General features: G+C 41.1%; 23 protein-coding genes. 8 read left to right on the top strand and 15 right to left on the bottom strand.

Annotated elements, in window-relative coordinates; genetic code table 11:
* Positions 1–11 precede the first annotated feature (11 nt).
* The 5 genes from AACM45_RS00630 to AACM45_RS00650 all read right to left on the bottom strand — a co-directional run bounded on the left by AACM45_RS00630 (position 12) and on the right by AACM45_RS00650 (position 3,059).
* Complete coding sequence (locus AACM45_RS00630; RefSeq protein WP_339140124.1) at positions 12–422, bottom strand: GNAT family N-acetyltransferase; 411 nt, start codon at positions 420–422, stop codon at positions 12–14.
* Positions 423–442: 20 nt separating this feature from the next.
* Positions 443–1,246, bottom strand: coding sequence for an anti-sigma factor (locus AACM45_RS00635; protein ID WP_339140125.1), 804 nt, complete (start codon positions 1,244–1,246; stop codon positions 443–445).
* Positions 1,247–1,777 (bottom strand): RNA polymerase sigma factor, encoded by a 531-nt coding sequence (locus AACM45_RS00640; RefSeq protein ID WP_339140126.1) that lies wholly within the window; start codon positions 1,775–1,777, stop codon positions 1,247–1,249.
* Between the two features lie 46 nt (positions 1,778–1,823).
* Positions 1,824–2,195: a VOC family protein gene (locus AACM45_RS00645; RefSeq protein WP_339140127.1), complete on the bottom strand. Its 372-nt coding sequence runs from the start codon at positions 2,193–2,195 to the stop codon at positions 1,824–1,826.
* Positions 2,196–2,378: 183 nt separating this feature from the next.
* Positions 2,379–3,059: an arylesterase gene (locus AACM45_RS00650; RefSeq protein WP_339140128.1), complete on the bottom strand. Its 681-nt coding sequence runs from the start codon at positions 3,057–3,059 to the stop codon at positions 2,379–2,381.
* A gap of 73 nt (positions 3,060–3,132) precedes the next feature.
* Between AACM45_RS00650 and AACM45_RS00655 the strand changes: the two genes are divergently transcribed.
* Entirely contained in the window at positions 3,133–3,822 is a 690-nt protein-coding gene (locus AACM45_RS00655) for an ABC transporter ATP-binding protein (protein ID WP_339140129.1), read from the top strand.
* Positions 3,823–3,827: 5 nt separating this feature from the next.
* Entirely contained in the window at positions 3,828–6,365 is a 2,538-nt protein-coding gene (locus tag AACM45_RS00660; protein WP_339140130.1) for an ABC transporter permease, read from the top strand.
* A 79-nt stretch (positions 6,366–6,444) separates the two neighbouring features.
* On the opposite strand, the gene AACM45_RS00665 is transcribed toward AACM45_RS00660, so the two are convergent.
* The 4 genes from AACM45_RS00665 to AACM45_RS00680 all read right to left on the bottom strand — a co-directional run bounded on the left by AACM45_RS00665 (position 6,445) and on the right by AACM45_RS00680 (position 8,620).
* Positions 6,445–7,035 carry a superoxide dismutase family protein gene (locus AACM45_RS00665; RefSeq protein WP_339140131.1) on the bottom strand — a complete coding sequence of 197 codons (591 nt, stop codon included), beginning with the start codon at positions 7,033–7,035 and terminating at the stop codon, positions 6,445–6,447.
* Positions 7,036–7,122: 87 nt separating this feature from the next.
* The gene (locus tag AACM45_RS00670) at positions 7,123–7,596 is read right to left on the bottom strand and encodes a YdeI/OmpD-associated family protein (RefSeq protein ID WP_339140132.1); all 474 of its coding nucleotides are present in this window, start codon (positions 7,594–7,596) and stop codon (positions 7,123–7,125) included.
* Between the two features lie 153 nt (positions 7,597–7,749).
* Positions 7,750–8,145, bottom strand: a complete 396-nt coding sequence (locus AACM45_RS00675) for a VOC family protein (RefSeq protein ID WP_339140133.1) — start codon at positions 8,143–8,145, stop codon at positions 7,750–7,752.
* 31 nt (positions 8,146–8,176) lie between these two features.
* Positions 8,177–8,620, bottom strand: a complete 444-nt coding sequence (locus tag AACM45_RS00680) for a helix-turn-helix domain-containing protein (RefSeq protein WP_339140134.1) — start codon at positions 8,618–8,620, stop codon at positions 8,177–8,179.
* Positions 8,621–8,880: 260 nt separating this feature from the next.
* Between AACM45_RS00680 and AACM45_RS00685 the strand changes: the two genes are divergently transcribed.
* Positions 8,881–9,090 (top strand): hypothetical protein, encoded by a 210-nt coding sequence (locus tag AACM45_RS00685; protein WP_339140135.1) that lies wholly within the window; start codon positions 8,881–8,883, stop codon positions 9,088–9,090.
* Here the strand turns inward: AACM45_RS00685 and AACM45_RS00690 are convergent.
* From AACM45_RS00690 to AACM45_RS00700, 3 genes are read right to left on the bottom strand one after another with little or no spacing between them, the layout of a single operon-like run.
* Positions 9,087–10,307 carry a bifunctional alpha/beta hydrolase/OsmC family protein gene (locus AACM45_RS00690; RefSeq protein WP_339140136.1) on the bottom strand — a complete coding sequence of 407 codons (1,221 nt, stop codon included), beginning with the start codon at positions 10,305–10,307 and terminating at the stop codon, positions 9,087–9,089. The two genes, AACM45_RS00685 and AACM45_RS00690, sit on opposite strands and share 4 nt — an antisense overlap.
* Positions 10,304–11,017, bottom strand: a complete 714-nt coding sequence (locus AACM45_RS00695) for a DUF2490 domain-containing protein (protein ID WP_339140137.1) — start codon at positions 11,015–11,017, stop codon at positions 10,304–10,306. Before AACM45_RS00695 ends, AACM45_RS00690 begins: the two co-directional genes overlap by 4 nt.
* A gap of 54 nt (positions 11,018–11,071) precedes the next feature.
* The gene (locus AACM45_RS00700) at positions 11,072–14,293 is read right to left on the bottom strand and encodes a WD40/YVTN/BNR-like repeat-containing protein (RefSeq protein WP_339140138.1); all 3,222 of its coding nucleotides are present in this window, start codon (positions 14,291–14,293) and stop codon (positions 11,072–11,074) included.
* Between the two features lie 194 nt (positions 14,294–14,487).
* On the opposite strand from AACM45_RS00700, the gene AACM45_RS00705 reads away from it, so the two are divergent.
* Complete coding sequence (locus tag AACM45_RS00705) at positions 14,488–16,191, top strand: RICIN domain-containing protein (RefSeq protein ID WP_339140139.1); 1,704 nt, start codon at positions 14,488–14,490, stop codon at positions 16,189–16,191.
* Positions 16,192–16,341: 150 nt separating this feature from the next.
* On the opposite strand, the gene AACM45_RS00710 is transcribed toward AACM45_RS00705, so the two are convergent.
* The gene (locus AACM45_RS00710; protein ID WP_339140140.1) at positions 16,342–16,947 is read right to left on the bottom strand and encodes a methyltransferase domain-containing protein; all 606 of its coding nucleotides are present in this window, start codon (positions 16,945–16,947) and stop codon (positions 16,342–16,344) included.
* Between the two features lie 102 nt (positions 16,948–17,049).
* On the opposite strand from AACM45_RS00710, the gene AACM45_RS00715 reads away from it, so the two are divergent.
* From AACM45_RS00715 to AACM45_RS00730, 4 genes are all read left to right on the top strand, one after another.
* Positions 17,050–17,565, top strand: coding sequence for a hypothetical protein (locus AACM45_RS00715; RefSeq protein WP_339140141.1), 516 nt, complete (start codon positions 17,050–17,052; stop codon positions 17,563–17,565).
* An 87-nt stretch (positions 17,566–17,652) separates the two neighbouring features.
* Entirely contained in the window at positions 17,653–18,204 is a 552-nt protein-coding gene (locus AACM45_RS00720; RefSeq protein WP_339140142.1) for a DinB family protein, read from the top strand.
* A gap of 41 nt (positions 18,205–18,245) precedes the next feature.
* The gene (locus AACM45_RS00725) at positions 18,246–18,773 is read left to right on the top strand and encodes a hypothetical protein (RefSeq protein WP_339140143.1); all 528 of its coding nucleotides are present in this window, start codon (positions 18,246–18,248) and stop codon (positions 18,771–18,773) included.
* 1 nt (position 18,774) lies between these two features.
* Entirely contained in the window at positions 18,775–19,650 is an 876-nt protein-coding gene (locus tag AACM45_RS00730; protein ID WP_339140144.1) for a polysaccharide deacetylase family protein, read from the top strand.
* 2 nt (positions 19,651–19,652) lie between these two features.
* Here the strand turns inward: AACM45_RS00730 and AACM45_RS00735 are convergent, their stop codons facing one another.
* Entirely contained in the window at positions 19,653–21,110 is a 1,458-nt protein-coding gene (locus AACM45_RS00735; RefSeq protein ID WP_339140145.1) for an amidohydrolase family protein, read from the bottom strand.
* The gene (locus AACM45_RS00740; RefSeq protein ID WP_339140146.1) at positions 21,100–21,870 is read right to left on the bottom strand and encodes a CDP-alcohol phosphatidyltransferase family protein; all 771 of its coding nucleotides are present in this window, start codon (positions 21,868–21,870) and stop codon (positions 21,100–21,102) included. Before AACM45_RS00740 ends, AACM45_RS00735 begins: the two co-directional genes overlap by 11 nt.
* Positions 21,871–21,956: the final 86 nt, after the last annotated feature.

A 21,956-nucleotide genomic window follows, 5' to 3' on the forward strand; every position in this document is an offset into this window, starting at 1 on the left:
ATCCGTTTGTATTAGAATTCTTTCTCTAAGATAGTAAAGTCAATTCCTTCCCTAGAGAAATCACGTTCTGTTTTTCGCATTCCGAAAGCCTGATAAAAATGAACTTTATCCTTTCGCGCATTACACCACAGTTTGGTAATATCCAATTGGTGTGCTTGGTCCATTAAAAATCGTAATAATGTAGTACCATACCCTCTTCCTTGCTCTTCTTTGAGGGTCGCAAACTTTCTAAACTGGGCTGTTCTCGCCTCTATGAAAAGTGATACCACGGAAATCAATCTTTCCTCAATGAAAAGTCCATAATGTAGCCCCTTGTCATCATCAGGTAATTTTATAAAATCAAATGATTTTTCGGGCCACATGACCTTATGGCGGATCGGCCAGGCATCTTTATGCGAAATTTCCCTTATTGTGGTATTCAAAATAAGTGCAATTGGTGGTATTAAGGTCCTACGGCCCCAAGGGTATAGAGTTGTTCTAAGGTTGGGGTCTCACTGCCGCCTTCGGGTTCAAGGGTAATACCGAAAGCCTCTGACTCATTTGGATTCGATAATTCAAAAATGGCAGTTTCATTACTTACGAAATCATCTAATATCCCTATGCTGGTTGGGGTCAAAGGGTCCAACTTTAAAGACCATACTTGATAGGTATAGCCTGATGGGGGGTCAGGTAGCCCTTGCACATCTAGGTATACTTTCTTTTCCTTTTTATTCCAATATGCCCGTGCGTATGATTCTGGTGCTATCGTTTGCCCACCCAATGGAATTACCGTAATGTCCCTATTTCGAAGCATGTTCAACATGGTTTCAATGGCATCTTTATCGGCAACAAGTTCCCTAGCATTCAAAATCTCTTCCTCCAACTGTTGTTTTTGTCCATTGACCATTTGAACTTCGGTTTTAAGGTCTTGATTTTCAAGGTAGACCCAAATCAACCCTATCGCAAATATCAAAGAGGCCGCCCAGCCTAGGTAATGGATCCATGGGGTTTTCTTTTTTGATGCTGATGGGGCAAAAGGGATCACATCATCCAGTTCACTTCGAATACTCGTAAAACCGTTTTCAGGCAAACCCGGTGATGCAGCCGCCGTAAGTCTAAGAATGGCCTTTTCAATGGCTTCGATTTCTTCTTGAATTTCAGGATGTTTGATGGCATAGTGCTGTACCTCTAGATTTTCTTCAGGACTTAGGCCCCCAGAAACATAAAGTTCTAGAATTCCAGATGCTATGTATTTTTTTACATCCATTTATAATCCCCCGTTTTTTCTAATTTCAGAAATACAGGCCCTGATACGTGTTTTAATCGTGCCGACAGGTTTTTTTAATTTTTCTGCAGCTTCTTTCTGGGTATATCCTTTGAAATAAAGTAAATCGATCAATTGAATACATTTTTCTTTAATGCCCTTAAGTAAAGATTGCAGACCAATGGTGTCTATGTTCATCTCATGCTCAGGTGTCAATATACCTACGAAAGAATCCATTTGAAGGTTCTTCTTTTGGTTTTTATATGCTTTTGAACGTAACTCATCGATAGCCGTGTTTCTTGCAATATTCAAGATCCACGTAAAAAACCGTCCTTTTGAAGTATCGTAGGTAGCTGACTTATCCCAAATTTTCATAAAAACATCATGACAAAGCTCTTGGGCACGCTCTTGGTCTTTGATTATGACATGGATAACCCCACAGATATTTTCTGCGTACATGGAATAAAGGGTTTCAAAAGCACTTTTGTCCTTTTGTTGAAACTGACTTACGAGCGTATCTATATTTACTGCCATTAGGGTTTAAAGATAATGTAAAACCAAAATTATTGGATATAAATAACTAGATATGTTGGTCTATTAAAATGGTATTGCCATCAGGGTCCATTACAACGATACTGGCCGGCCCGCTAGTACTACCATCCGCTTCCTTGACCAATTCAATTTGATTTGCCTTAAGATGTTTTTGTATGGTACGCACATCATCATAACCTGGTACTTTCTGGGCATTCTCATCCCATCCAGGATTAAAGGTGAGGATATTGTTTTCGAACATGCCCTGAAAAAGCCCTACAAGTGCATTGCCATTTTTCATGATCAAATAGTGCTGTTCCATGGACCCTGCAAATATGGCGAAGCCCAATTTTTCATAAAATGTTCTTGAAGTTTCTAAATCCTTTACGGAAAGACTCACGGAGAAAGCGCCTAATTTCATCGTTTATTGAATTAAAGGTTGTTCTTAAACTTACAATTTTTTTACGAATGCCAAGGGTAATAGCATTTTCAGACGGTGGGGGCTACTTTTTGATTTGTTCAACTAGTTGTGGTGGGCATGATGATTGAAATCGCATCCTTAAAAAAGGGCCTTCTGAATGGATTACCATTGATTTTGATAGGGTTATCGTACGACCTCTTCCAGAACCTGCCAAACATTTTCCATAACGATTTGATGTCCCTTTGCGGTGGGGTGGATGCCGTCTTCCAAGTTCAATTCGGGTATACCTGCTACCCCTTCCAAAAGAAATGGAATTAGGGGGATTTCGTTCTCTTTAGCTAGTTCAGGAAATATTTTACGAAACCCCGTGGTATATTCAGCACCCATATTTGGGGGTATTTGCATACCTGCTAGAACAATTTTTATCGCAGGATCTTTCTTTTCTACCAAAGTAATGATGGCTTGCAGATTCTCTCGGGTCTTTTCAAGTGGAATTCCACGAAGGCCATCATTGGCGCCAAGTTCCAACACGAAAATAGCAACCTCTTGATTCAGCACCCAGTTTAAACGATTTAATCCTCCCGAAGTGGTTTCCCCGCTTAAACCTGAATTTATGGTGACATAATCAAGGTTTAACGAATCCAGTCTATTTTGTATCAATGCTGGAAAAGCCTCTTCTACCTCAATTCCGTATCCAGCCGTAAGGCTATCCCCAAAAAACAATATCGTTTTTTTGACATTTTCTTCACTAACGATCCCAGTATTTTCGACAGTTTCGTCCTCGGTTTCCTTTTTGGGTTGATCAGCACATGAGAACAAGAAAACCAAACAAAAAAAATAACGAAACTTTAAGAAGGTGTGCATGGTGCTAGGGTGTAAAAATCAAATACAATTACCTATTTTTCGGGTTTAATCAAATTAAGGAATCGTACATTATATGTCAAAGATATTAAACGTTGACGGACTTGGAAAAACGTACACCAGCGGTTCAAGGGCATTGACCGTTTTAGATGCTATTTCTTTTACTATCGAAGAAGGGGAGACTTTTGCCATTGTAGGCCCTTCAGGAAGTGGAAAAACCACCTTATTGGGTCTTTGTGCGGGGTTAGACCAACCAGATAGGGGCTATGTTGAGTTATGTGGCACGCGACTTTCTGGTTTAACCGAAGATGAACTGGCTCTTTTACGAAATCGCGAAGTAGGGTTTATTTTTCAAAACTTTCAATTATTGCCTACACTTACGGCATTGGAAAACGTTATCGTGCCTATTGAACTTCAGGGGGCCAAAAATCCGACGAAAGTAGGTATGGACTTATTGGCCAAGGTCGGCCTTGAAGAACGTTTTCACCATTATCCCTCACAGTTATCAGGTGGTGAACAACAACGTGTGGCCCTAGCAAGGGCTTTTTCGAGTAAACCCTCGATTTTGTTCGCTGACGAACCTACCGGTAATTTAGATGAAGGGACTGGGGAAAAAGTGGTCGAATTATTGTTCAATCTTAATAAAGAAGCAGGCACGACTTTGGTCATCGTTACCCACGATTTAGAGCTTGCCCAGAAAACACAAAAGATACTACAACTAAAAGGCGGAAAAATAGTGGCGCATAAAATCACCGCAGAATCGTGATGAAGATGGAAAGAGCCAGCTTTGATTGGTTGCTGAAAATGGCGTGGCGTGATAGTCGGGCCAGTGGCAAACGCCTATTGCTTTTTATGGCTTCTATAGTATTGGGTATTGCGGCCGTTGTCAGCATACAGTCGTTTAGCATTAATTTAAAAAGTAATATCGCATCACAGTCCAAGGCCTTAATGGGGGCGGATTATCGTATTGACAGTAATCAGGCACCCACCCCAAGGGTAACCGAGATTATTGATTCATTGGGCGGCGCAGACGCAAGTGCGGTTAGCTTTCCATCGATGGTAGTGTTTCCTAAAAGCGGTAATACCAAGTTAGCCGGTATTCGCGGAATTCAAGATAACTATCCCTTTTATGGGGAATTGGAAACAAAACCCGTTGAGGCGGCCTTAAACTATCAAAAGCAAGGAGGGGCCTTGGTCGATGCCACATTAATGTTGCAATTCGGGGTAAAGACCGGAGATTCCATCAAGGTTGGTAATGTGGTCTTGCCTATCTCAGGAACCTTGGTTTCCGCACCCGGCACGAATGGGGTAGGGGCGTCCATCGCTCCCCCGATATGGATTCCCTATGAAAAAATCGAGGAAACCGGACTTGTTCAAACCGGTAGTCGCATTGGATATGATTTTTACTTTGTGGCCGAACCAGACCAAGAATTGGAAGAATTGGATAGATTGGTCGATCCCATGCTAGATGTTGAGAATGCGGATTTAGACACCCATATTTCGACGGGACAACGTTTAGGCCGTAGTTATGAAAATTTTGGTAAGTTCTTGAACCTCGTTGCCTTTATAGCTTTATTGTTGGGTTGCGTCGGTATTGCGAGTTCGGTACATATTTACATCAAGGAAAAACTAAGTGCCGTCGCCGTGCTTAAATGTATAGGTGCCACAAGAAAACAGACTTTTCTCATTTATTTGATCCAAATTTTCGGAATGGGTTTTTTAGGGGGATTGATAGGGGTCTTGACAGGGCTGATGCTCCAGCAATTATTTCCTTTGCTGTTGCAGGGCTATTTACCTTTTGATGTTGAAATCGATATAGCGCCCCAAGCCATTGGTGTCGGTTTGATCTTGGGCGTGCTTATGTCGGTCTTGTTCGCCCTTTCACCATTGTTGGGTACTTGGTTTGTATCACCCTTACAGGTATTACGCGCACAAGGGGATAGTTCTAAGGGGTCTCTTATTTCTAGGGTCGCGGTACTCTTAGCGATATTGATTTTTGTTTATGGTTTTGCATTTTGGTTATTGAAAGATGGCTGGTATGCCTTATTTTTTGTTTTGGGCATCATGCTGGTTTTCATGATATTGGGGGGTATTGCAGTGCTCTTCATGCGATTGATTAAACGATATTTTCCAAAAACTTGGGATTTTTCGGTACGGCAAAGCCTTTTGAACCTTTTTAGGCCCAATAATCAAACAACCGTTTTGATCTTGGCCATAGGTGTCGGCACTTTTCTGATAAGCACCTTGTATTTTACGAAGGATATCCTTTTGGCAAAGACCTCGATAACGGGTACCTCAAAAGCTCCGAATTTGATATTGATGGATGTACAAAGCGATGAAAAAGAGGCAGCAGCGAAGCGTATTACGGCTTCTGGATTGGAAGTATTGAATAACATCCCTATCATCACCATGAGAATGCATCAGATTAAGGATAGGCCGGTACGCGAAATTATTTTAGATTCCACCAGCACCATCAATCGATGGATTTTACACCATGAGTTCAGGGTGACCTATCGCGATGAACTTATCGACTCAGAGACATCGCAAAAAGGTTCTTGGCCATCACAGGCGAGTACCGATAACAGTGCGATTGCCATATCACTGGCCGAAAATGTTGCCAATGATGCCCAAGTTGATATTGGCGATAAACTGATATTCAATGTGCAAGGCGTTCTAATGGAGACCGTAGTGGCCAATATTAGAACGGTTGACTGGGCACGAATGCAAATCAATTTTTCAATCCTGTTTCCGAAAGGGGTACTTGAAAATGCCCCCCAGTTTCATGTTTTGACCACCAATGTGCCCGACGCTGCCGCCTCGGCCAAACTACAACGAAAGTTGGTCAAAGAGTTTCCAACGGTCTCCGTCATTGACCTACGCCAAATATTGACGGTGGTGGAAGGAATTTTGAACAAAATTTCCTGGGTCATTAATTTTATGGCGTTTTTTAGTATACTAACCGGTATCATTGTATTGATAGGTTCTGTACGAACCAGTAAATACCAGAGGATAAAAGAAAATGTTTTACTGCGTACGTTGGGGGCAAAAAGCAAACAGTTATTAAAAATCGCGGCATTGGAATATCTGTACTTGGGACTAATAGGTAGTGGTATAGGTCTTGTTTTAGCATTTTGCAGTAGTTTTTTATTGGCCCAATTCATATTTGAGACTGCATTTATGCCTTCTTGGCAACCATTTGTGATCGTATTGCCCATGATAACCCTACTGGTATTGTCCATAGGTTTGTTCAACAGCAGAACGGTATTACGAAGTTCCCCTTTGGCGGTATTGCGAAACGAGGCGAATTGATTTAAAGTGGATCCAATAGGGTTTACAACTAAAAAGCCACCTTCCCAGGTGGCTTTTACAGTCAAAATTCATTTTTAAGTCACTGTATGATTCCCGTGCACGCCACACGTGCTCCGGCTGCACCACTTGGTTGTGAGGTATAGTCATCAACACCTTGATGTACGATAATGGCCTTACCAACAATGTTCTTGGTCTCATCGCCACAACCGATACACCACTCATCAGTTGAAAAGGATTTTGTGGCATTACCTTCGGCATCAGCAGTAAAGTTGCCAATATCCCCTTTATGATAACCTCCCTCAGCTCCCCATTGCGCATGGGGCTGAAAGGTTGGGTTCCAATGCCCACCTGTTGATTTGCCATCTGCTGATGAGCAATCTGCCTTCTCGTGGATGTGTATGGCATGTTCACCTGGGGTAAGACCAGATAAAGAGGCATTCATTACCACACTTCCATTTTCTTCGGTAAAGGTAACTTCACCACTTACATTGCTATCACTTTTTGGTTCCAGCTGAAATTTTATGGAAGTCACCTCGGCTATTTCTTCCTTTACCACCTCTACAGCTTCTTCAAGTCCTTCAGAGGCCGCATCAGCCTCTTTTTTTGCTTGTTTACAACTAAACGCCATAGTTATAAGGGTTGCGAGGGCCAGTAATTGTATTTTTTTCATTTTTAGTGTTTTAAGTTTTTACTAAATTAAAGAATAATTCATGGCATTTCAACTTCATTTGGAAAATGCGTTGTTCTTTTGAGGTATTCATCGAAACAATTCCCTCGGGTCACGAATTCCTTTTTTTAGATTTTCGCACAACAATAGGGTCTTATCAATTTTGGTCTGGGTGTTTTTATATCGTGTAATGGCATAGATCAACCCCCTCTTTTTACCATCGGTGAGGGTTTCAAAAATTTGGTATGCCTCAATATCGGTAAGCATTACGGCCTCAAATTCTTCTGGAACTTCCACGCCATATTTAGAGGTGTCCTCAAAAAACTGAAGTTCAAACAAGTCGTTGGGGAATATACCCAACTCTTTTTGATAGCGTTTTCCGAACATCATGTAGTGATTGCCATTCCGTTTTTGTATGGCACCGTAAAATTCAAGCCGTTTACCCTCAAAAGTGGCAATGGCCCTTACCCTTCTTTGATTCTGGGCCAAAAATGGTGCGATGATCTCATCGGGTAAGGACAGCATATGGTTTAGGGTAATTTTAAAGACAGGGCTTTTAAGCATCTTAAGTTTGGTTTAAAACAAAATTAGCGGAAATTCTAAACCAAACATCCCGTTTTCTTGAACGTATACGCCTAAGGGAAATATCGGTTCTTATGGGCAATGATGTATGCGTAGCTCGAAATGTTTTAAACGTAACCTGACACGGTTTTTAGCCTAAAGGGTTTCGATGATTTGAATATTATTTCCACAGGTGTCATTAAAAACGGCAAATTTTACCGTTCCCATTTTAGTTGGTTGCACACTGAATTCAACGTCAAGCCCTACCAGTCTTTCATATTCGGCGTCAACATTATCAACATCAAATTGGGTCCACGGAATTCCCGCTTCCATCAATGCGTCTTGAAAGACCTTGCAAGGCTCAAAGTGGTTTGGTGCTGGTTCCAACAACAATTCCGGCCCATCTTGCCACTCTGCTGAAACTAGGGTCACCCAACGGTGGCCGCCTTCCAATGGCGCATCCTTCTTTATGATAAAGCCTAATTTTTTGGTATAAAATTGTACGGCTTTCTCTTGGTCCCTAACGGGAATGCTTATCAGTGTTACTTTCATCTTTGGTTAATTTTGTTCATTTTGCCAAAGTTCAGTACTCTGAATTTAATTTATTTATCGAAACTTGCTCTTTTTGAAATTCGCTCGGAGATTTGCCAGTTTTGGTCTTGAATAATTTGCTGAACGAACCTAGACTTTCGAACCCAACGGCGAAACAGGTCTCAGTGACCTTAAGTCCATTTTTTAAATATTCCTTTGACTTCTGAATTCGTTTGTCAATGATATACTGTTTTGGTGTGAGCCCATAATATCGTTTGAAAAGGCGTTGCAAATGGTATTTTGAAGTAAATCTCACATCTGATAAAAGGTTTAAATTGAGGTCTTTGTCAAAATTTTCATCAATGAAATTACGTGTGGCTATTACAGTTTTCAGCTGTTTGTCATTGGAATAACAGCTATTTTTGATGTGGTTTATCTTTTCTTCGTAAAGGGTCATCCTTGTTAATTTCAAGTGATGGTCATGTTGTGGTGACATGGTTTCCATAAATTTAAAAAAACTATGCTTACCGCTATACGCCAAAGATCATCAAAAGGGTTTTAATGAAGAAGAACGCTCACCTTGAACCCGGTTTGAGCATTTCGAACCACTGTTGACACCTAATCCTTCGAAGAACCAAATTCATCCGCACTATCGTTAAAATGTATGAAAAATACGATTATCGGTAATTCTACGTTAGAAATACATCTAAATTCCCCCAATTGGATAAAACCATTTAACCACAAACACAAACCATTATGTTGGTTCAACAACCATCAAAGTATCTGGATTTTTTTAACTATTGCAAACAGCGTAGGTTATTCTGTAAAAGTTACCACAAACTAAAGGCAATGAAGGCCCTGGGGGAAATAGGTCAAACAGACTATGTAAAGGCGCTTAGAAACCTGCAACATGGTGTCATAGAGCTTGAAATACGCTATTTTGATATTTTGCACATGCGCATTTAATCGACCATGCTGGTGATGACCTGCGTTTCATCGTGCAATGTTCTATGTACTGGACATCTATCCGCAATTTCAAGAAGTCGTGCTTTTTGTGTTGCATTTAAATCACCGCTAAACTTTATTTCACGATGGAACGTATCGATTTTCGCATTGTCATCCTCGCAGTTTTGGCAGTCTTCAGCATGCGTTTTACTGTATGACGTATGTACTTCAACATTATCAACTGGCCAATCTTTGCGCTTGGCATACATTTGAATGGTCATAACCGTGCAGGCCGAAAGACCGGCAGAAATCAGTTCATAGGGTGATGGCCCAAAATCATTGCCTCCAAAACTTTCTGGCTCATCGGCAATAATGTAGTGGTTGCCCACTTTCATTTGTGTTGTAAAACCATCTTGGGCATCTAAACTTGCAGCGACCTGATGTTTGGTACGTAGGCCTTCTTCAACCTTTTTTTTAATCGGTAGGTACCGTTTTGCCCATCCTGAGATTACCTCACCCACGTAAGTGGAGTCTTTGCGGTCAAAAAGTAAATGGTCTGCACCATCCAATGATACGAAACTTTTTGGGTGGTGTGCGGCCATATAAATTTCTTCGGCGTTTTTAATGCCTACCATATCATCTTGGGGCGAGTGCATGATCAGTAACGGTTTGCGTAGGGCTTTTGCGGTATCAGGAAGCGATTTGGTCTCTAGATCATCGACAAATTGCTTTTTGATCTTAAAATCACGACCGCTTAAATTGACAACCGCTTCACCATTTGCCTTGATTTCTTCCAATCCGCTCTTGAATAAATGTTGAACATGTTTGGGGTTTGAGGGCGCCCCTACGGTGGCAACGGCTTTTACGGACTCAATTTCACCCGCGGCGAAAATAACCGCGGCCCCACCCAATGAATGCCCGATCAATAGTGAGGGGGCTTGATAGTCTTCTTTCAAGTAGTCTGCGGCGGCGATCAAATCATTGACATTACCTGAAAAATTGGTATCCGCAAAATCACCATCACTTTCCCCCAAACCCGTAAAATCAAAGCGTAAAACGGCGAATCCATTCGAGGTCAATGCCTTGCTGATATTTTTAACGGCCGATAGGTTTTTGGTACACGTAAAACAATGTGCGAACAAAGCAAAATTATGCGGATGCCTGTCTGCCGGAAATTCAAGGCGGCCGACAAGGGTTTGTCCTTCTTTGTTCTCGAATTTTATTTTTTGGAGGTTCATGGTTTCTTTTTTGATTTTTTTCTTAGGTCGGGATTAAAAAAGAAACCTATCTGCCAGCGATTAAAAACAGCATTTGAAAACTGATTGCGCAAATACCCCAGTTGTAGACTACTGTTGTCGGTAATATGCACCCCGAAGGCCCCATATAGTCTATTTTGACCAAAAAGGTCATCTTGCAGGTTGATGAAAAGCTCATCATAAAAATTCAAGAAAAACGTATTTGTCAAGGGCAATGTCATTTGAATGCGATAACGGGCGCGATGTTGGGTCTCATTGGTGTTAAGGTTCACATTCTCAATAAAACGTTGTTCCAGTCGATAGCGATGCTCAAATAAAAATTCCCAGACTTTATTCTTCAAAATGAACTGTTCGAACAAACGATGTTCGAGTATGCTATTATCATCCGTAATAATATCACCAAAGATGATGTCAAAATCCTCAAATGAGGGATCGGTGTCGATGTAAGCATATCCTCCGGTCGCGATGGCATTTTCATTGATATGATAATTCAATCCGGTCCGTAATAACAATTGATTGAAATTACTTGAGGTCTCGTAATATCGAAACTGTGCCTCGGTATGAATACTCCAGCGTTCTGAGATACGGTTGGTTCCGAAATACATATACCAAATACCGGTATCGGTTTCACCTGGTTGTTGGGCATACGTTGCGATGGTAGCCAATAAACATAGAAGAAGATTTTTTTTCATAGACTGCATTGCATAAATATCCTACTGTAAAGCATATTTTTCTTGTTGTACACTTTAGTTGATCGTAAATGTCTGGGTTTCTTTGAAAGGCGATAGATCAAGACTTTCGATAGCCTTGCGATAAGGTTTCCATTTTCCATTGAAGAAGGTATTGGTCTTGTCTAAAGCTGATTTCAGTTCATCTTCTGCATACTTTATGAGATTTTTTTCGGTTTGGGTTATTCCTGTTTTTCGGGTGTAGACATATCTGTTTGCCAAACCGATACGCTGCATAACGGTCACCTCGGGATTACGGGTGATACCCTGACGTTTGTCCTCTTTTCCTAAGTATAGGGCAACTACCGAATCAATGGCTTTTACGATATCTTTTGAAGCTTTGATTTGGTCTTTGTATTTATCCTCGTCCAAATCTTTCATTTCTTTAGAATATTTATTGGCTAAATCTTTACTTTGAACCAATTGTTTTACGGCATCAGCGGCGGTTTGTGTTAGCTTTTCTATCTGTTTGCCATACGTGTAGACTTCGTTGATTGAAGTAGGATCTATATTTAATCTTGGATCGCTCTTTACGGTTATCGTGGTTTCATCAGTGGTATCACCAAAACTCATCTTTACTTTATAGGTACCTGGTTTAACGGCAACTCCACCTCTTTCACGGGTTTTCTTACTGATTTTTCGAGCGGGCCTATCAGGGCCTTTCTCATTCATACCCCAATAAATTCTGTGGAAACCTGCCTTTTCAGGTGTTTTATACTTCAAAGTTCGGATTAAACGGTCAGCATCATAAAAATCGAACTGTACCGAGTCTTTCTTTTGCACTCCGGTAAGCTCTTTTTCAGTTTCGGTATTGTCGTTTTCCGATTCTTTTTCGTCAGACTTCTTCTTGTCTTTTTTTGAATCTTTCTTGCCTTCTTTAAGATAGTAGGTAAGCATGGCACCTCTCTTTCGGTTTTCACCATTGTAGATGGCATCGGCCCCAAAGCGACTTCCTGTCGCCTGTTGATATGCCGATTGATATGCTGTTGGACTTTCAAATAGCTTGATGTCTTGCTGTAGGATGGATTTATTTGCGGCTAAAGCGCGTAGGGGGCGGATATCATCCAGAACCCAAGCCGCTCGTCCGAATGTTCCAATAACCAAGTCATGTTCCCTCGGATGTATGGCGAGGTCCTTGGTGGAAACCGTTGGAAAACCTTCTGTCCATTTTATCCATTGGTTTCCGGCGTCGAAGGAAATGTAAAGCCCATCATCGGTACCCAAGAACACCAAGTTTGGATTCACCTCATCTTCAACGATGGATAGCGCATAGCTCTCTACGTCAGCACCATCTACGATTCGATTCCAGGTCTTACCGTAGTCCTTGGTACGGTACACGTAAGGTGTATAGTTGAACCTTCGATAATCGTTGGCCACCAACAGGGCTTCTCCCTTATTTTTTTTGGATGCCTTTATCTGTGGAATCCAACTGCCTTTTGGCAAGCCTTTGATGTTCGCCGTGACCTCGGTCCAATTGGCACCCCCGTTTTGGGTGTAATGCACACGTCCGTCATCGGTGCCCACCCATAGCATATCCCTTTCGACTATTGAGGGCTCTACAACCAAAATGGTACAGTGGTTTTCAGCACCGGTGGCATCCATGGTCAGGCCACCACTTTCACTTTGCTTTTGCTTTTCGGGGTCATTGGTGGTCAAATCCAGTGAAATGACCTGCCAGGTCAATCCTTTATCGGTAGACTTGTGTACGAATTGGCTTCCGAAGTAAACGGTACTGGCATCAAAAGGGTCTTGGCCTATGGCCGCATTCCAGTTAAAGCGTAGTTTGGTTTCTGCATCGGGTGGGGTAGGGCGTACCGAATAGTTGTTGCCCGTTTTCCAATCGTAACGGGATACAAAACCTTGCTGGCTCATACTGTAACCGTAGCGACTGTCTTCTACATCGGGTACCACATCAAATCCGTCGCCAAAACTGATTTCTTGCCAGTAGTCGTTTCGAATGCCCTGTGCGCGCCATACATATGCGGGTCCCCTCCATGAGCCGTTATCTTGCATACCGCCATATACGTTATATGGAAATTCATTGTCCACATTGATGTGGTAGAACTGTGCCACGGGGATATTGCCCACAAAGCGCCAGGTCTTACCCCCGTCTTTGGTAATATTCATACCCCCATCATTACCGTCCATCATAAATTGTCCGTTATCAGGATGGATCCACCATGCATGGTGATCAGGATGTACCCCGTTGTCAACGCCGTATGCCGGCATCAATTGCGTAAAGTTTTTTCCACCATCTTCAGAAACGTTGACATACGTAAATACAGAGAACACACGATTTTCGTTTTCAGGGTCTACATGAATATCAGAATAGTAAAATGGCCGGTTGCCAATATCATTTTTATCATTGATTTTTTTCCATTTGAAACCGCCATCCTCTGATTTGTACAAGGCATTCTTTTTTGCTTCTATTAGGGCATAGACAATATTGGGTTTGTTCTTTGCAATCGCAATGCCTATCCTACCAAGCTCCCCTTTTGGTAATCCGTCTTCATCGGTAAGTTGTTTCCAATTTTCACCTCCGTCGTGGGTCATATAAAGACCACTGTCTTGCCCACCGGACTTAAAGAACCATGGGTCACGTTTGTGCTCCCACATACCGACGATAAGCTTATTGGGGTTGTTGGGGTCCATGACCATATCGCCGACTCCCGTCTTATTATTGGCAAAAAGGATATTATTCCATGTTTTTCCACCATCCGTGGTTTTAAAGACCCCACGCTCTGGGTGTTCGCCCCAAGGGGAACCGATAGCCCCTACATAAACGGTGTTGGGGTCTGTTGGATCAATGATGACCCTATGGATATGACGGGTCTTTTCGAGGCCCATGCTTTTCCAGGTCTTACCGCCATCCAGTGATTTGTAGATTCCATAACCACCATTTAGACTATTTCTGGGGTTACCTTCTCCCGTACCTACCCAAATAACCGAGGGATTTGATTGTTGAATCGCAACGGCACCGATGGAGGCGGTCACTTCCTTATCAAATATGGGTTCCCATTTGATACCTCCAGAGGTAGATTTCCAAAGACCTCCAGAAGCGGTGCCCACATACATCACGTCAGGATTCCCAGTCACCACATCGATGGCCGTAACACGGCCACTCATTCCTCCTGGGCCTATATTTCGGGGCTTTAGGTCTTGAACCAAATCCATGGTAAATTCTTGCGCAAATAAGGTTGTCGATGCTAAAAGCACCAAAAAGGAAAGTAATTTTTTCATTTTAAGTGTCAGTTGGAAATTAGTCGCCTAAAGATAAAGAAATGAGCAACCACAATTCTTAAAAGGTTGTTAACGAATTTTATCGATGAACTGCATTGATACTTAGAATTTTATCGAAAAATGAAACCCCAATGCAATAAATGGGTAAATAAAGGGTTGTGTGTTGACCAAATTAATCTTTAACCTACTGAAGTATGAAGAACTACTACGTTATAGCTGTTGTGGTTGTATTATTGGCAATCGGTTGTTCTGATGAGACAACGGTTTTTGATTTACAAAGCCAAGGAAAAGCTTTAATCCTCGAAGAAAATAACACTACGCTCTTAAATTCGGTTTCAATGGAATCGAATGGTATTTTGGAAATCTACTTTGAGCATGAAGAATACGACAACGAAATCATAGAAAAGAACCGTTTTTATGGTTTAAACCGTTCCGGCGTGGAAAGGGCATCCAAGAATAATACAAGTACTTCAAATGCCAGTAGCGATTTCCATCTCAATTTAGTCGGTCAAGTGCAAAGTCCGAGTTTTGACGGCAATACGAATCTTGGCGCGACACATATAGATGTAGATGGTAATTTTGCTTATGTTTCGTACAACACCGTGGGCGAAGTTTATGCGGGTGCCGTAGACGTCATCGACTTGAGTGATCCGTTGGTGCCGGTTCTTACCTCGAGAATGTACCTTTATGATAGGGATGCTAATGTAGTCTTACACGACAATGGTTATTTGTATGTTATCGGAGGTGTAAATACGGAAAGGGTTCTAGAAGCTACTGGTGAATCATTTATCGCAAAGATCGGCGTTAATAATGGTAGTATAGATCTAAACGACATCAACTATGTTTACCAAGAAGGTCAAACGGCAACCGGCATAACACGATTGGGGAATTCCTTTTATGTCTCTAGTGGCGTTGAAGGGGTTATCGCGAAATATGATGCCGATAGCTTTGTAAAGACCAATGAAGTTGCTTACGATGATTTACGTTGGGTAGCATCCTCAAATAATAAGATTGCGGTTTTGGACGGTGGTGCAGGGGTTCGGATCCTCGATACCGACTTAAATGAAGTTTCACAGATTGGTACACGAACAGACTTTGTCGCTGGCGCCAAACGTACCATAGCTATTTCGGATAATAAACTGATTGTTGCCGAAGGTAATAATGGGGCCGCCATATTTGATTTGGATACGGCAACCTTAGAAGAACGACTACCAATTCTCATTGATCCAGATAATGTCATAGCGGCGGATAAGGTCACCAATGCCGTTGATGTTGAAGGTAATGTGACCCTTTTAGCAAACGGGGGAGCCGGCTTGGCCATTAGGGTCAAGAACGATATCATAGATCTAATGGGTGTTGTCGAATTAAATGGCTCTATAAATTACGTGGCCACCGATGGGGATTTTATATTCGCGGCTTCCGGTACCAGAGGCTTACAGATCATCAATAAAATCCGTACCCAAGAAAGCTTGGTCATACCAGAAGGGAACTATATTATAAGGGCCAGAAATAGTGGTCGTGCCATGGGCTTGTCCAGTCTTTCGACTGATGACGGAATCAATATTGACCAACGTACCAGAACTGGCGATACGGAAAATGAGGAATGGCATCTTGAAGTGCTTGATTCCGGGGCCTATGTACTAACCTCAAATTTTTCAAATAAAGCCGTTGCCAGTAGAAATACCAACGTTGAACAATGGCAGTTTGGAAGTGAAGCGGACCAACAATGGGTCATCGAACCCGGTGCGCAAGAGGGGTACTTTTATTTAAGGAATCTTGGTGATAATAGATACTTGGATGTATTCGGGCGTCGAAATTCATTTGGTACCACGATCATTACATGGCCATTTCATGGAAGGACGAATCAACAATGGTCATTTGAACGCTTGGAAGATTGATTACTTTCCAATAAAAACAAAGAAAGGCCCCTCAAGGAAATCACTGAGGGGCTTCTTATTTTATCGTTTTCAAAATTTAACCGGTAAACTGATGTTGGCATTTTATGGACTACACAACCGAAGTGTTTGTGCGATAATTAGAAAAACCGCTTAACGGTAACCAGACTGCTGTTTAAAAATACCAAAGAGCTCTTTCCCTTTTCTTGGGCCTATTGAATTGTTACAGGGTTCAAAAACAAGCATGTTCAAATGCCTTGTCAGATACTTTAAATATAATTCTTTGTCACCGCCGAAAGGACGTTTTTCCATATCATCGGTCAATGGAAAATCGAACCAGACCCCAACCAGTTTTCCTGTAGGTTTTAAAAGTGAGGCCATATGTTGGGCATAGGCGAACCGATTTTTAGCAGTAGGTACAAACGAACAGAAGAACGTTTGTTCTAAAATAAGGTCGTATTGGTCTTGATGTTGGAAGAAATCTTCTTGCAGCAACTGTGTTTTCGGAAAATCTGGATTACGCTCTTGAAAGGCTTTTAAGGGTATTGGCGAGACATCCAACACAAACACATCGGTGAAACCCTGCTCCCAGAGGTATTCGGCCTCATAGGCATTGCCCGCACCGGGAATTAAAATTTTTAAGGAGGTATCGGTAAGTTGGTCGATATAGGTCTTCAAGGGTGTTGAGGGATACCCGATATCCCAACCGGTTCGTTCTTCTTTATAGCGTTTGGACCAATAGTTTTGTTCGCTGTTCATTGTCTATTTCAGATTACGTAAATTACAAAGCTAAAGGATATATAATGGTTGATAAGAACTAATAGTTTCTTATAAAAATGAGGAAATTGTACTGACATATTTATGAAAAATCTAAAATTAGACATCATACCCCTAGTAGTATCTATTTTGATTCTTTTGATTGGATTTGGAGTTTGTTTGACATCAAACTTTGTATTTGGTTACCGGCAATACATTGCAATTATATCTTTAATAATAGCGACAAGCTTATATTTCAAAAAAAAGAAAGTCTATTTCATTTTCTTTGCAATAGTTCTTACACTAGGCATATTCGGGGTGCTTGATTTCTATTATAAAACCTATAGGGTCGGGTTTGTACAATTTGGGATTAATCCAGTTTATGTGGGTCTTTTGATTCTGTTTTTCGCCTTAAGTAAAAATCAAATCAATAAGTTCTTTCCTGAGAAAAATGGAAAGCAAAAAAAGGTTTTAGACAAAGATTTGATGAATTCATTTGAATCCAAATTTAAAAGTAAGACTGCAAGGCAATTGAAGGATATTGCAGACGTTAACTCAAAATTTACGGATGAAGCTAAAGAAGTAGCCAGGGTAATATTGAAAAAGAAGAACAACTTGTAACACTACCAAAAAATAGGAAAGTAATGTGATCCAAAATAGTTGCAATTGATTTAGACCAGACGCAATGAAAATCCAAAACCTTAATAAATGAAAATTCAAAAACATACTCTAATTCTAATCTTGACCGTTTTGGGTTTCCTATGTGCAAATACCCTTGTTGCCCAAAAAGATGCTTTTATTGAGCAGTACTTGGAAAGATTGGAAAACTCAAAAAAGTATGTACTTCTTGTAGCCGAAATGATGCCTGAGGCGAAATACAACTTTAAAGCGTCACCAGAATCGTTATCATTTGCCGAAAATTTGATGCATGTGGGGTTTGCGATGGATTGGCATAGTCAGTCATTGTTAAACGGACGTGAAGCCCGAAATTGGAGTACTGACAAAGTGTACAAGGTCACGAACAAATCTAAAGAAGAGATGATTACCATCATTACGAAGACTTTTGATGATACCATTACATTGCTTCAAAAATTTGACACGAGTCAATTTGAGGACAGGTTAGACTATTTTGGACTCGATAGAACGAAACGTCAAATTTTCATGCTACTAGCTGACCATATTACCCATCACAGAGCCCAAATGGTAGTGTATATGAGACTTAACGGACTTGTTCCACCAAGGTATGTTTTGTATCAGTAATTTTGAACATTTGAAAATATGGACTACTTGATTTGGGCAGAATGAAATACAGTACATACCACATTCATGAAGACCGAATCGTATTCGACTATTACGAATTCTATTTTAGTTCATTGCGTAAGAACAAGGTATTGACCTTAGATAGGATCAAGGAAGTGGATTTTACTACTTTTCCGTATTCCATGGAAATTGATGATGGGGAAGTCATTTTCTTCAATCATGACGACAAGTCAACAATTAGGGATTTTGCTGAAAAGCACAACATTCTTGAATCGAAAAAGATCGATGTGTGGAAATTGTTCTGCGAAACTTTTTTAGATACTGAAATTGAAGCTGCCGTATTGGAAGAAAATAGGGTGCGACTGAAGAAATTAGGGTTTTCATTGGCAGAACAGGAAAAAATAAAAAAAAGGATACAATGGTCGCTATTCGGAACTTGGGAATGGGTCTATTTAGGGCACTGGGATGTTTTGGCCATGAAACAGGCCAGAAATCCCTTTTATAGACTTAATGGCGCTGATTTTTATTGGTGGACGATGGACATCGCCCTAAAAGGAAAAACAATATAAAATGAACCTGGCACAACGTTTAGGATTTGTCAAAGACACCAAATTAGTGATGATACATGGCGACGATGCGGGCCTTTCACATTCCGAAAACAGGGCTACTATTCAAACCTTGCAATTTGGAATGGTCAACTCGTACAGCATTATGGTGCCCTGCCCCTGGTTTTACGAAATGGCCGTTTTTGCCAAAAACAACCCCAGATATGATTATGGAGTCCATTTGACACTCACTTGTGAGTGGCAGTATTATAAATTCGGGCCTATGTTACCTGCTACCGAAATACCTAGTCTAGTGGACGAAAACGGCCATTTCTTTAAAAAAAGGGAAATGCTCGCAATGAATGCGACTATTGAAGATGTTGAAAAAGAGCTTAATGCCCAAATTCAGGGCGCACTTCGAATGGGGTTACGCCCAACCCATCTTGATTCACATATGTATAGTGTGGGTGCACGTCACGATTTTTTTGAGGTATATAAAAAGCTTGGTGAAAAGTATGGACTACCTGTAATGATAAACGGACAGTTGCTTGAAATGGGGGGTCTTGATCCTGAAAAATACATTCAAGAGAGTGACTTTTTGGTTGACCAGGTTTACTATGGAACCTTTGAACGTTTCAAGTCTGCGGGGTTGAACGATTATTACGCTGAGGTTTTTGAGAATCTGGTTTGTGGTTTGAATATAATTTTGATCCATCCCGCTTTTGATGATCATGAAATGAAAGGTATTACTGTTGACCATCCAAATTTTGGCTCGGCATGGCGACAGATTGATTTTGATTTTTTTACCAATGAGGCGAATAGGTCAAAATTGGTCGCAAATAACATTCGGCCCATCACTTGGGGGGAAATAGGAAAAGCAATGAAAAAAGGGCGCCTTTAATACTATTTTTGGTTCAATGCCGAAGCCAACAGCGCTTTCAAGTCCTTTTCATTCATAACTTGATTGCCTTTAATGACATGGCTTAAATTTTGGGTCTGTGTAATATCTTTCAACGGATTGCCATTGAGTAGAACGATATCCGCAATTTTCCCTTCGGCCAGTTGACCATAGTCTGCATCTTTTTTCAAAAATGAAGCACCATTATAGGCGGAATTCTGTAAGGCTTTTAAGGGGGATATACCCACGGCTACCATGGCCGCCAATTCGTTATGAAGCGAAATTCCCGGATAGGTGTGTGAGTTGAATGCCCCACTATCTGAACCAGCCAATAGTGAAACCCCGGCATCTGACATGGTCTTGGCCAATTGACCGAAAAAGGCATCCAGCTCTTTTCGGTTTTGAATGGCTTCTGGGGTCGAATTCTTGACCCTGTTGATTCGCCCTTCGTAGGTTTTGATAATACCGCTGCCCATGTATTTCAAGTAGTCATCTTGACTATGGTCCACTTCATCCAAATAACTTAATATCCGGCCAATATGTAAGGTCGGTATCGAATATACCCTATTAGCTTTCATTCTGGCAAAAGTCTTTGCCGCAACCGAATCATTATAGGACGTTTGAAGTACGGGCATGGCATCCCAAAAACCGATTTCCTTTTTTCGTAGTTTCTCGGTGATTTCAGCTTCTTTGCCAGAACATCCTTTCATGATATAATAAAGGTGTTCTATACCATCGATTCCGGCATCTATGGCATCATGTAGTTCTACGGTGAACGGCATATGTCCTGAACTGATGATACCCTGCTTTTCAGCTTCTATAATCGTTTTTAGATAGGCTTCTGCACTGATTCGGCTATCATACAGTTTTACGTAGTCAGCGGGTATGCGCCCTAAAGAATCAAGGGCATGGGCAATATCCATTTCGTTTTCGACGACCAGGGAACCTGCCCAAGTTGCGTTTGGCCCATCCAATTTTGGTCCTGAGGTAAAAATAGTAGGTCCTAAAAGGTGGCCTTCTTCAATTGCAGTCTTCCATTCCATAATCTGTGGCGTTAAATCGCCCCCTGCATCGCGAACTGTTGTTATTCCATTTACGATAAATAATTTCAATAGGTTTTTATTATCGGAAATCAACGAATCCCCTCCACGAAAATGAACATGATTGTCCCAAAACCCCGGTAAAGCATATTTGCCTTTGGCATTGATGCTGACTTCGGCTCCACGGTATACATTCGTACTGTCACCGCCACTGATTTTTGTAATCCGTCCTTCTGAAATGAAAATATCCCGCTTTTCAACTTCACCGGTAGTGATATCGATGAGGTTGACATTTTTAATTCGGATATCACTTTTTTCCGGTAACGGTGGGCATCCTATGAAAAGAAAACTACCCAAGACCGTTAAAAATAAACGTATCGGTTGATTTAAAAATGACTTGAAAACAAAGCAATTATTCTTCATTGAGAAACTTTCTGACACCAATAAAAATGAAAATGAAAATAGAGTAGGTAATAAAGAAGGGGATGATATATTCCCTTAATCCCATTACTAACATGATACCTATGATGAGTAATTGAAAGCCCAATCCGAAGGTAGAAACAGCAGTCATGAACCAATTGGGAAGATGGGTGCTCTCAACGGCTTTTTTATCCAAACGATAGATAATCTTGTCAAAAACCCCGTAGAGCAAACGATATAAGGAAAAAAGGATGTCCACGTCGCGTTGCTTTTCACCTTTAAGGGCGATTGGGGTTTCTTTTTCAAAAATACGACTAGTGGTATCGCCATTATACTTATTTCTCAGAATGACATAATAGTAGTTATACAGGGTGCCTTGCAGTTGAATTCCGAAGAATGCGAGGAAAGTATAAAGCAAAGAGCCGTTGGTACTGTACCAAATAGTTATTAGAATCAAGAGGTTTAAGACACTATCTGAAATGGAATCCAAATACCTACCCGTATAGGAGGGCGTATTTTTAAGTCGCGCCAACTCGCCATCAGCGGCATCTAAAATTGATTTTAAAATTAAAAACAAAGTGGTAGCCCAATAATTTTCATGAAGTATACAATAAATGGCTACAAAACCGCAAACCACGAACAATAAGGTCACGTGTATTGGGGTAAAAGACGTATTCTGAAGTGCTTTGGCAATAACACTTGCAGCAGGTCTGCCGTAATCAGATAGATCTAAAAAACGATTTTCTTTAGGTAATTTTGACATTGCCATCGTTTTAAGAACAATGTGGGAACGAGAACACGCTGGCCAAAAGTATTCTTAAAAACCTAACACAAAAGTAACGTTAAATT

Origin of the sequence: Croceitalea sp. MTPC5, assembly GCF_036985505.1 — a bacterium.
GTDB lineage: Bacteria > Bacteroidota > Bacteroidia > Flavobacteriales > Flavobacteriaceae > Croceitalea.

Bases quoted from the DNA above. Each gene is read 5' to 3' on its own strand.
- AACM45_RS00690 (WP_339140136.1), bottom strand. From the start codon at position 10,307: ATGAACCTCCAAAAAATAAAATTCGAGAACAAAGAAGGACAAACCCTT.
- AACM45_RS00730 (WP_339140144.1), top strand. From the start codon at position 18,775: ATGAACCTGGCACAACGTTTAGGATTTGTCAAAGACACCAAATTAGTG.
- AACM45_RS00670 (WP_339140132.1), bottom strand. From the start codon at position 7,596: ATGCTTAAAAGCCCTGTCTTTAAAATTACCCTAAACCATATGCTGTCC.
- AACM45_RS00655 (WP_339140129.1), top strand. From the start codon at position 3,133: ATGTCAAAGATATTAAACGTTGACGGACTTGGAAAAACGTACACCAGC.
- AACM45_RS00635 (WP_339140125.1), bottom strand. From the start codon at position 1,246: ATGGATGTAAAAAAATACATAGCATCTGGAATTCTAGAACTTTATGTT.
- AACM45_RS00710 (WP_339140140.1), bottom strand. From the start codon at position 16,947: ATGAACAGCGAACAAAACTATTGGTCCAAACGCTATAAAGAAGAACGA.
- AACM45_RS00715 (WP_339140141.1), top strand. From the start codon at position 17,050: ATGAAAAATCTAAAATTAGACATCATACCCCTAGTAGTATCTATTTTG.
- AACM45_RS00735 (WP_339140145.1), bottom strand. From the start codon at position 21,110: ATGAAGAATAATTGCTTTGTTTTCAAGTCATTTTTAAATCAACCGATA.
- AACM45_RS00725 (WP_339140143.1), top strand. From the start codon at position 18,246: ATGAAATACAGTACATACCACATTCATGAAGACCGAATCGTATTCGAC.
- AACM45_RS00705 (WP_339140139.1), top strand. From the start codon at position 14,488: ATGAAGAACTACTACGTTATAGCTGTTGTGGTTGTATTATTGGCAATC.
- AACM45_RS00740 (WP_339140146.1), bottom strand. From the start codon at position 21,870: ATGTCAAAATTACCTAAAGAAAATCGTTTTTTAGATCTATCTGATTAC.
- AACM45_RS00645 (WP_339140127.1), bottom strand. From the start codon at position 2,195: ATGAAATTAGGCGCTTTCTCCGTGAGTCTTTCCGTAAAGGATTTAGAA.
- AACM45_RS00665 (WP_339140131.1), bottom strand. From the start codon at position 7,035: ATGAAAAAAATACAATTACTGGCCCTCGCAACCCTTATAACTATGGCG.
- AACM45_RS00660 (WP_339140130.1), top strand. From the start codon at position 3,828: ATGGAAAGAGCCAGCTTTGATTGGTTGCTGAAAATGGCGTGGCGTGAT.
- AACM45_RS00680 (WP_339140134.1), bottom strand. From the start codon at position 8,620: ATGTCACCACAACATGACCATCACTTGAAATTAACAAGGATGACCCTT.
- AACM45_RS00700 (WP_339140138.1), bottom strand. From the start codon at position 14,293: ATGAAAAAATTACTTTCCTTTTTGGTGCTTTTAGCATCGACAACCTTA.
- AACM45_RS00685 (WP_339140135.1), top strand. From the start codon at position 8,881: ATGTTGGTTCAACAACCATCAAAGTATCTGGATTTTTTTAACTATTGC.
- AACM45_RS00695 (WP_339140137.1), bottom strand. From the start codon at position 11,017: ATGAAAAAAAATCTTCTTCTATGTTTATTGGCTACCATCGCAACGTAT.
- AACM45_RS00675 (WP_339140133.1), bottom strand. From the start codon at position 8,145: ATGAAAGTAACACTGATAAGCATTCCCGTTAGGGACCAAGAGAAAGCC.
- AACM45_RS00720 (WP_339140142.1), top strand. From the start codon at position 17,653: ATGAAAATTCAAAAACATACTCTAATTCTAATCTTGACCGTTTTGGGT.
- AACM45_RS00640 (WP_339140126.1), bottom strand. From the start codon at position 1,777: ATGGCAGTAAATATAGATACGCTCGTAAGTCAGTTTCAACAAAAGGAC.
- AACM45_RS00650 (WP_339140128.1), bottom strand. From the start codon at position 3,059: ATGCACACCTTCTTAAAGTTTCGTTATTTTTTTTGTTTGGTTTTCTTG.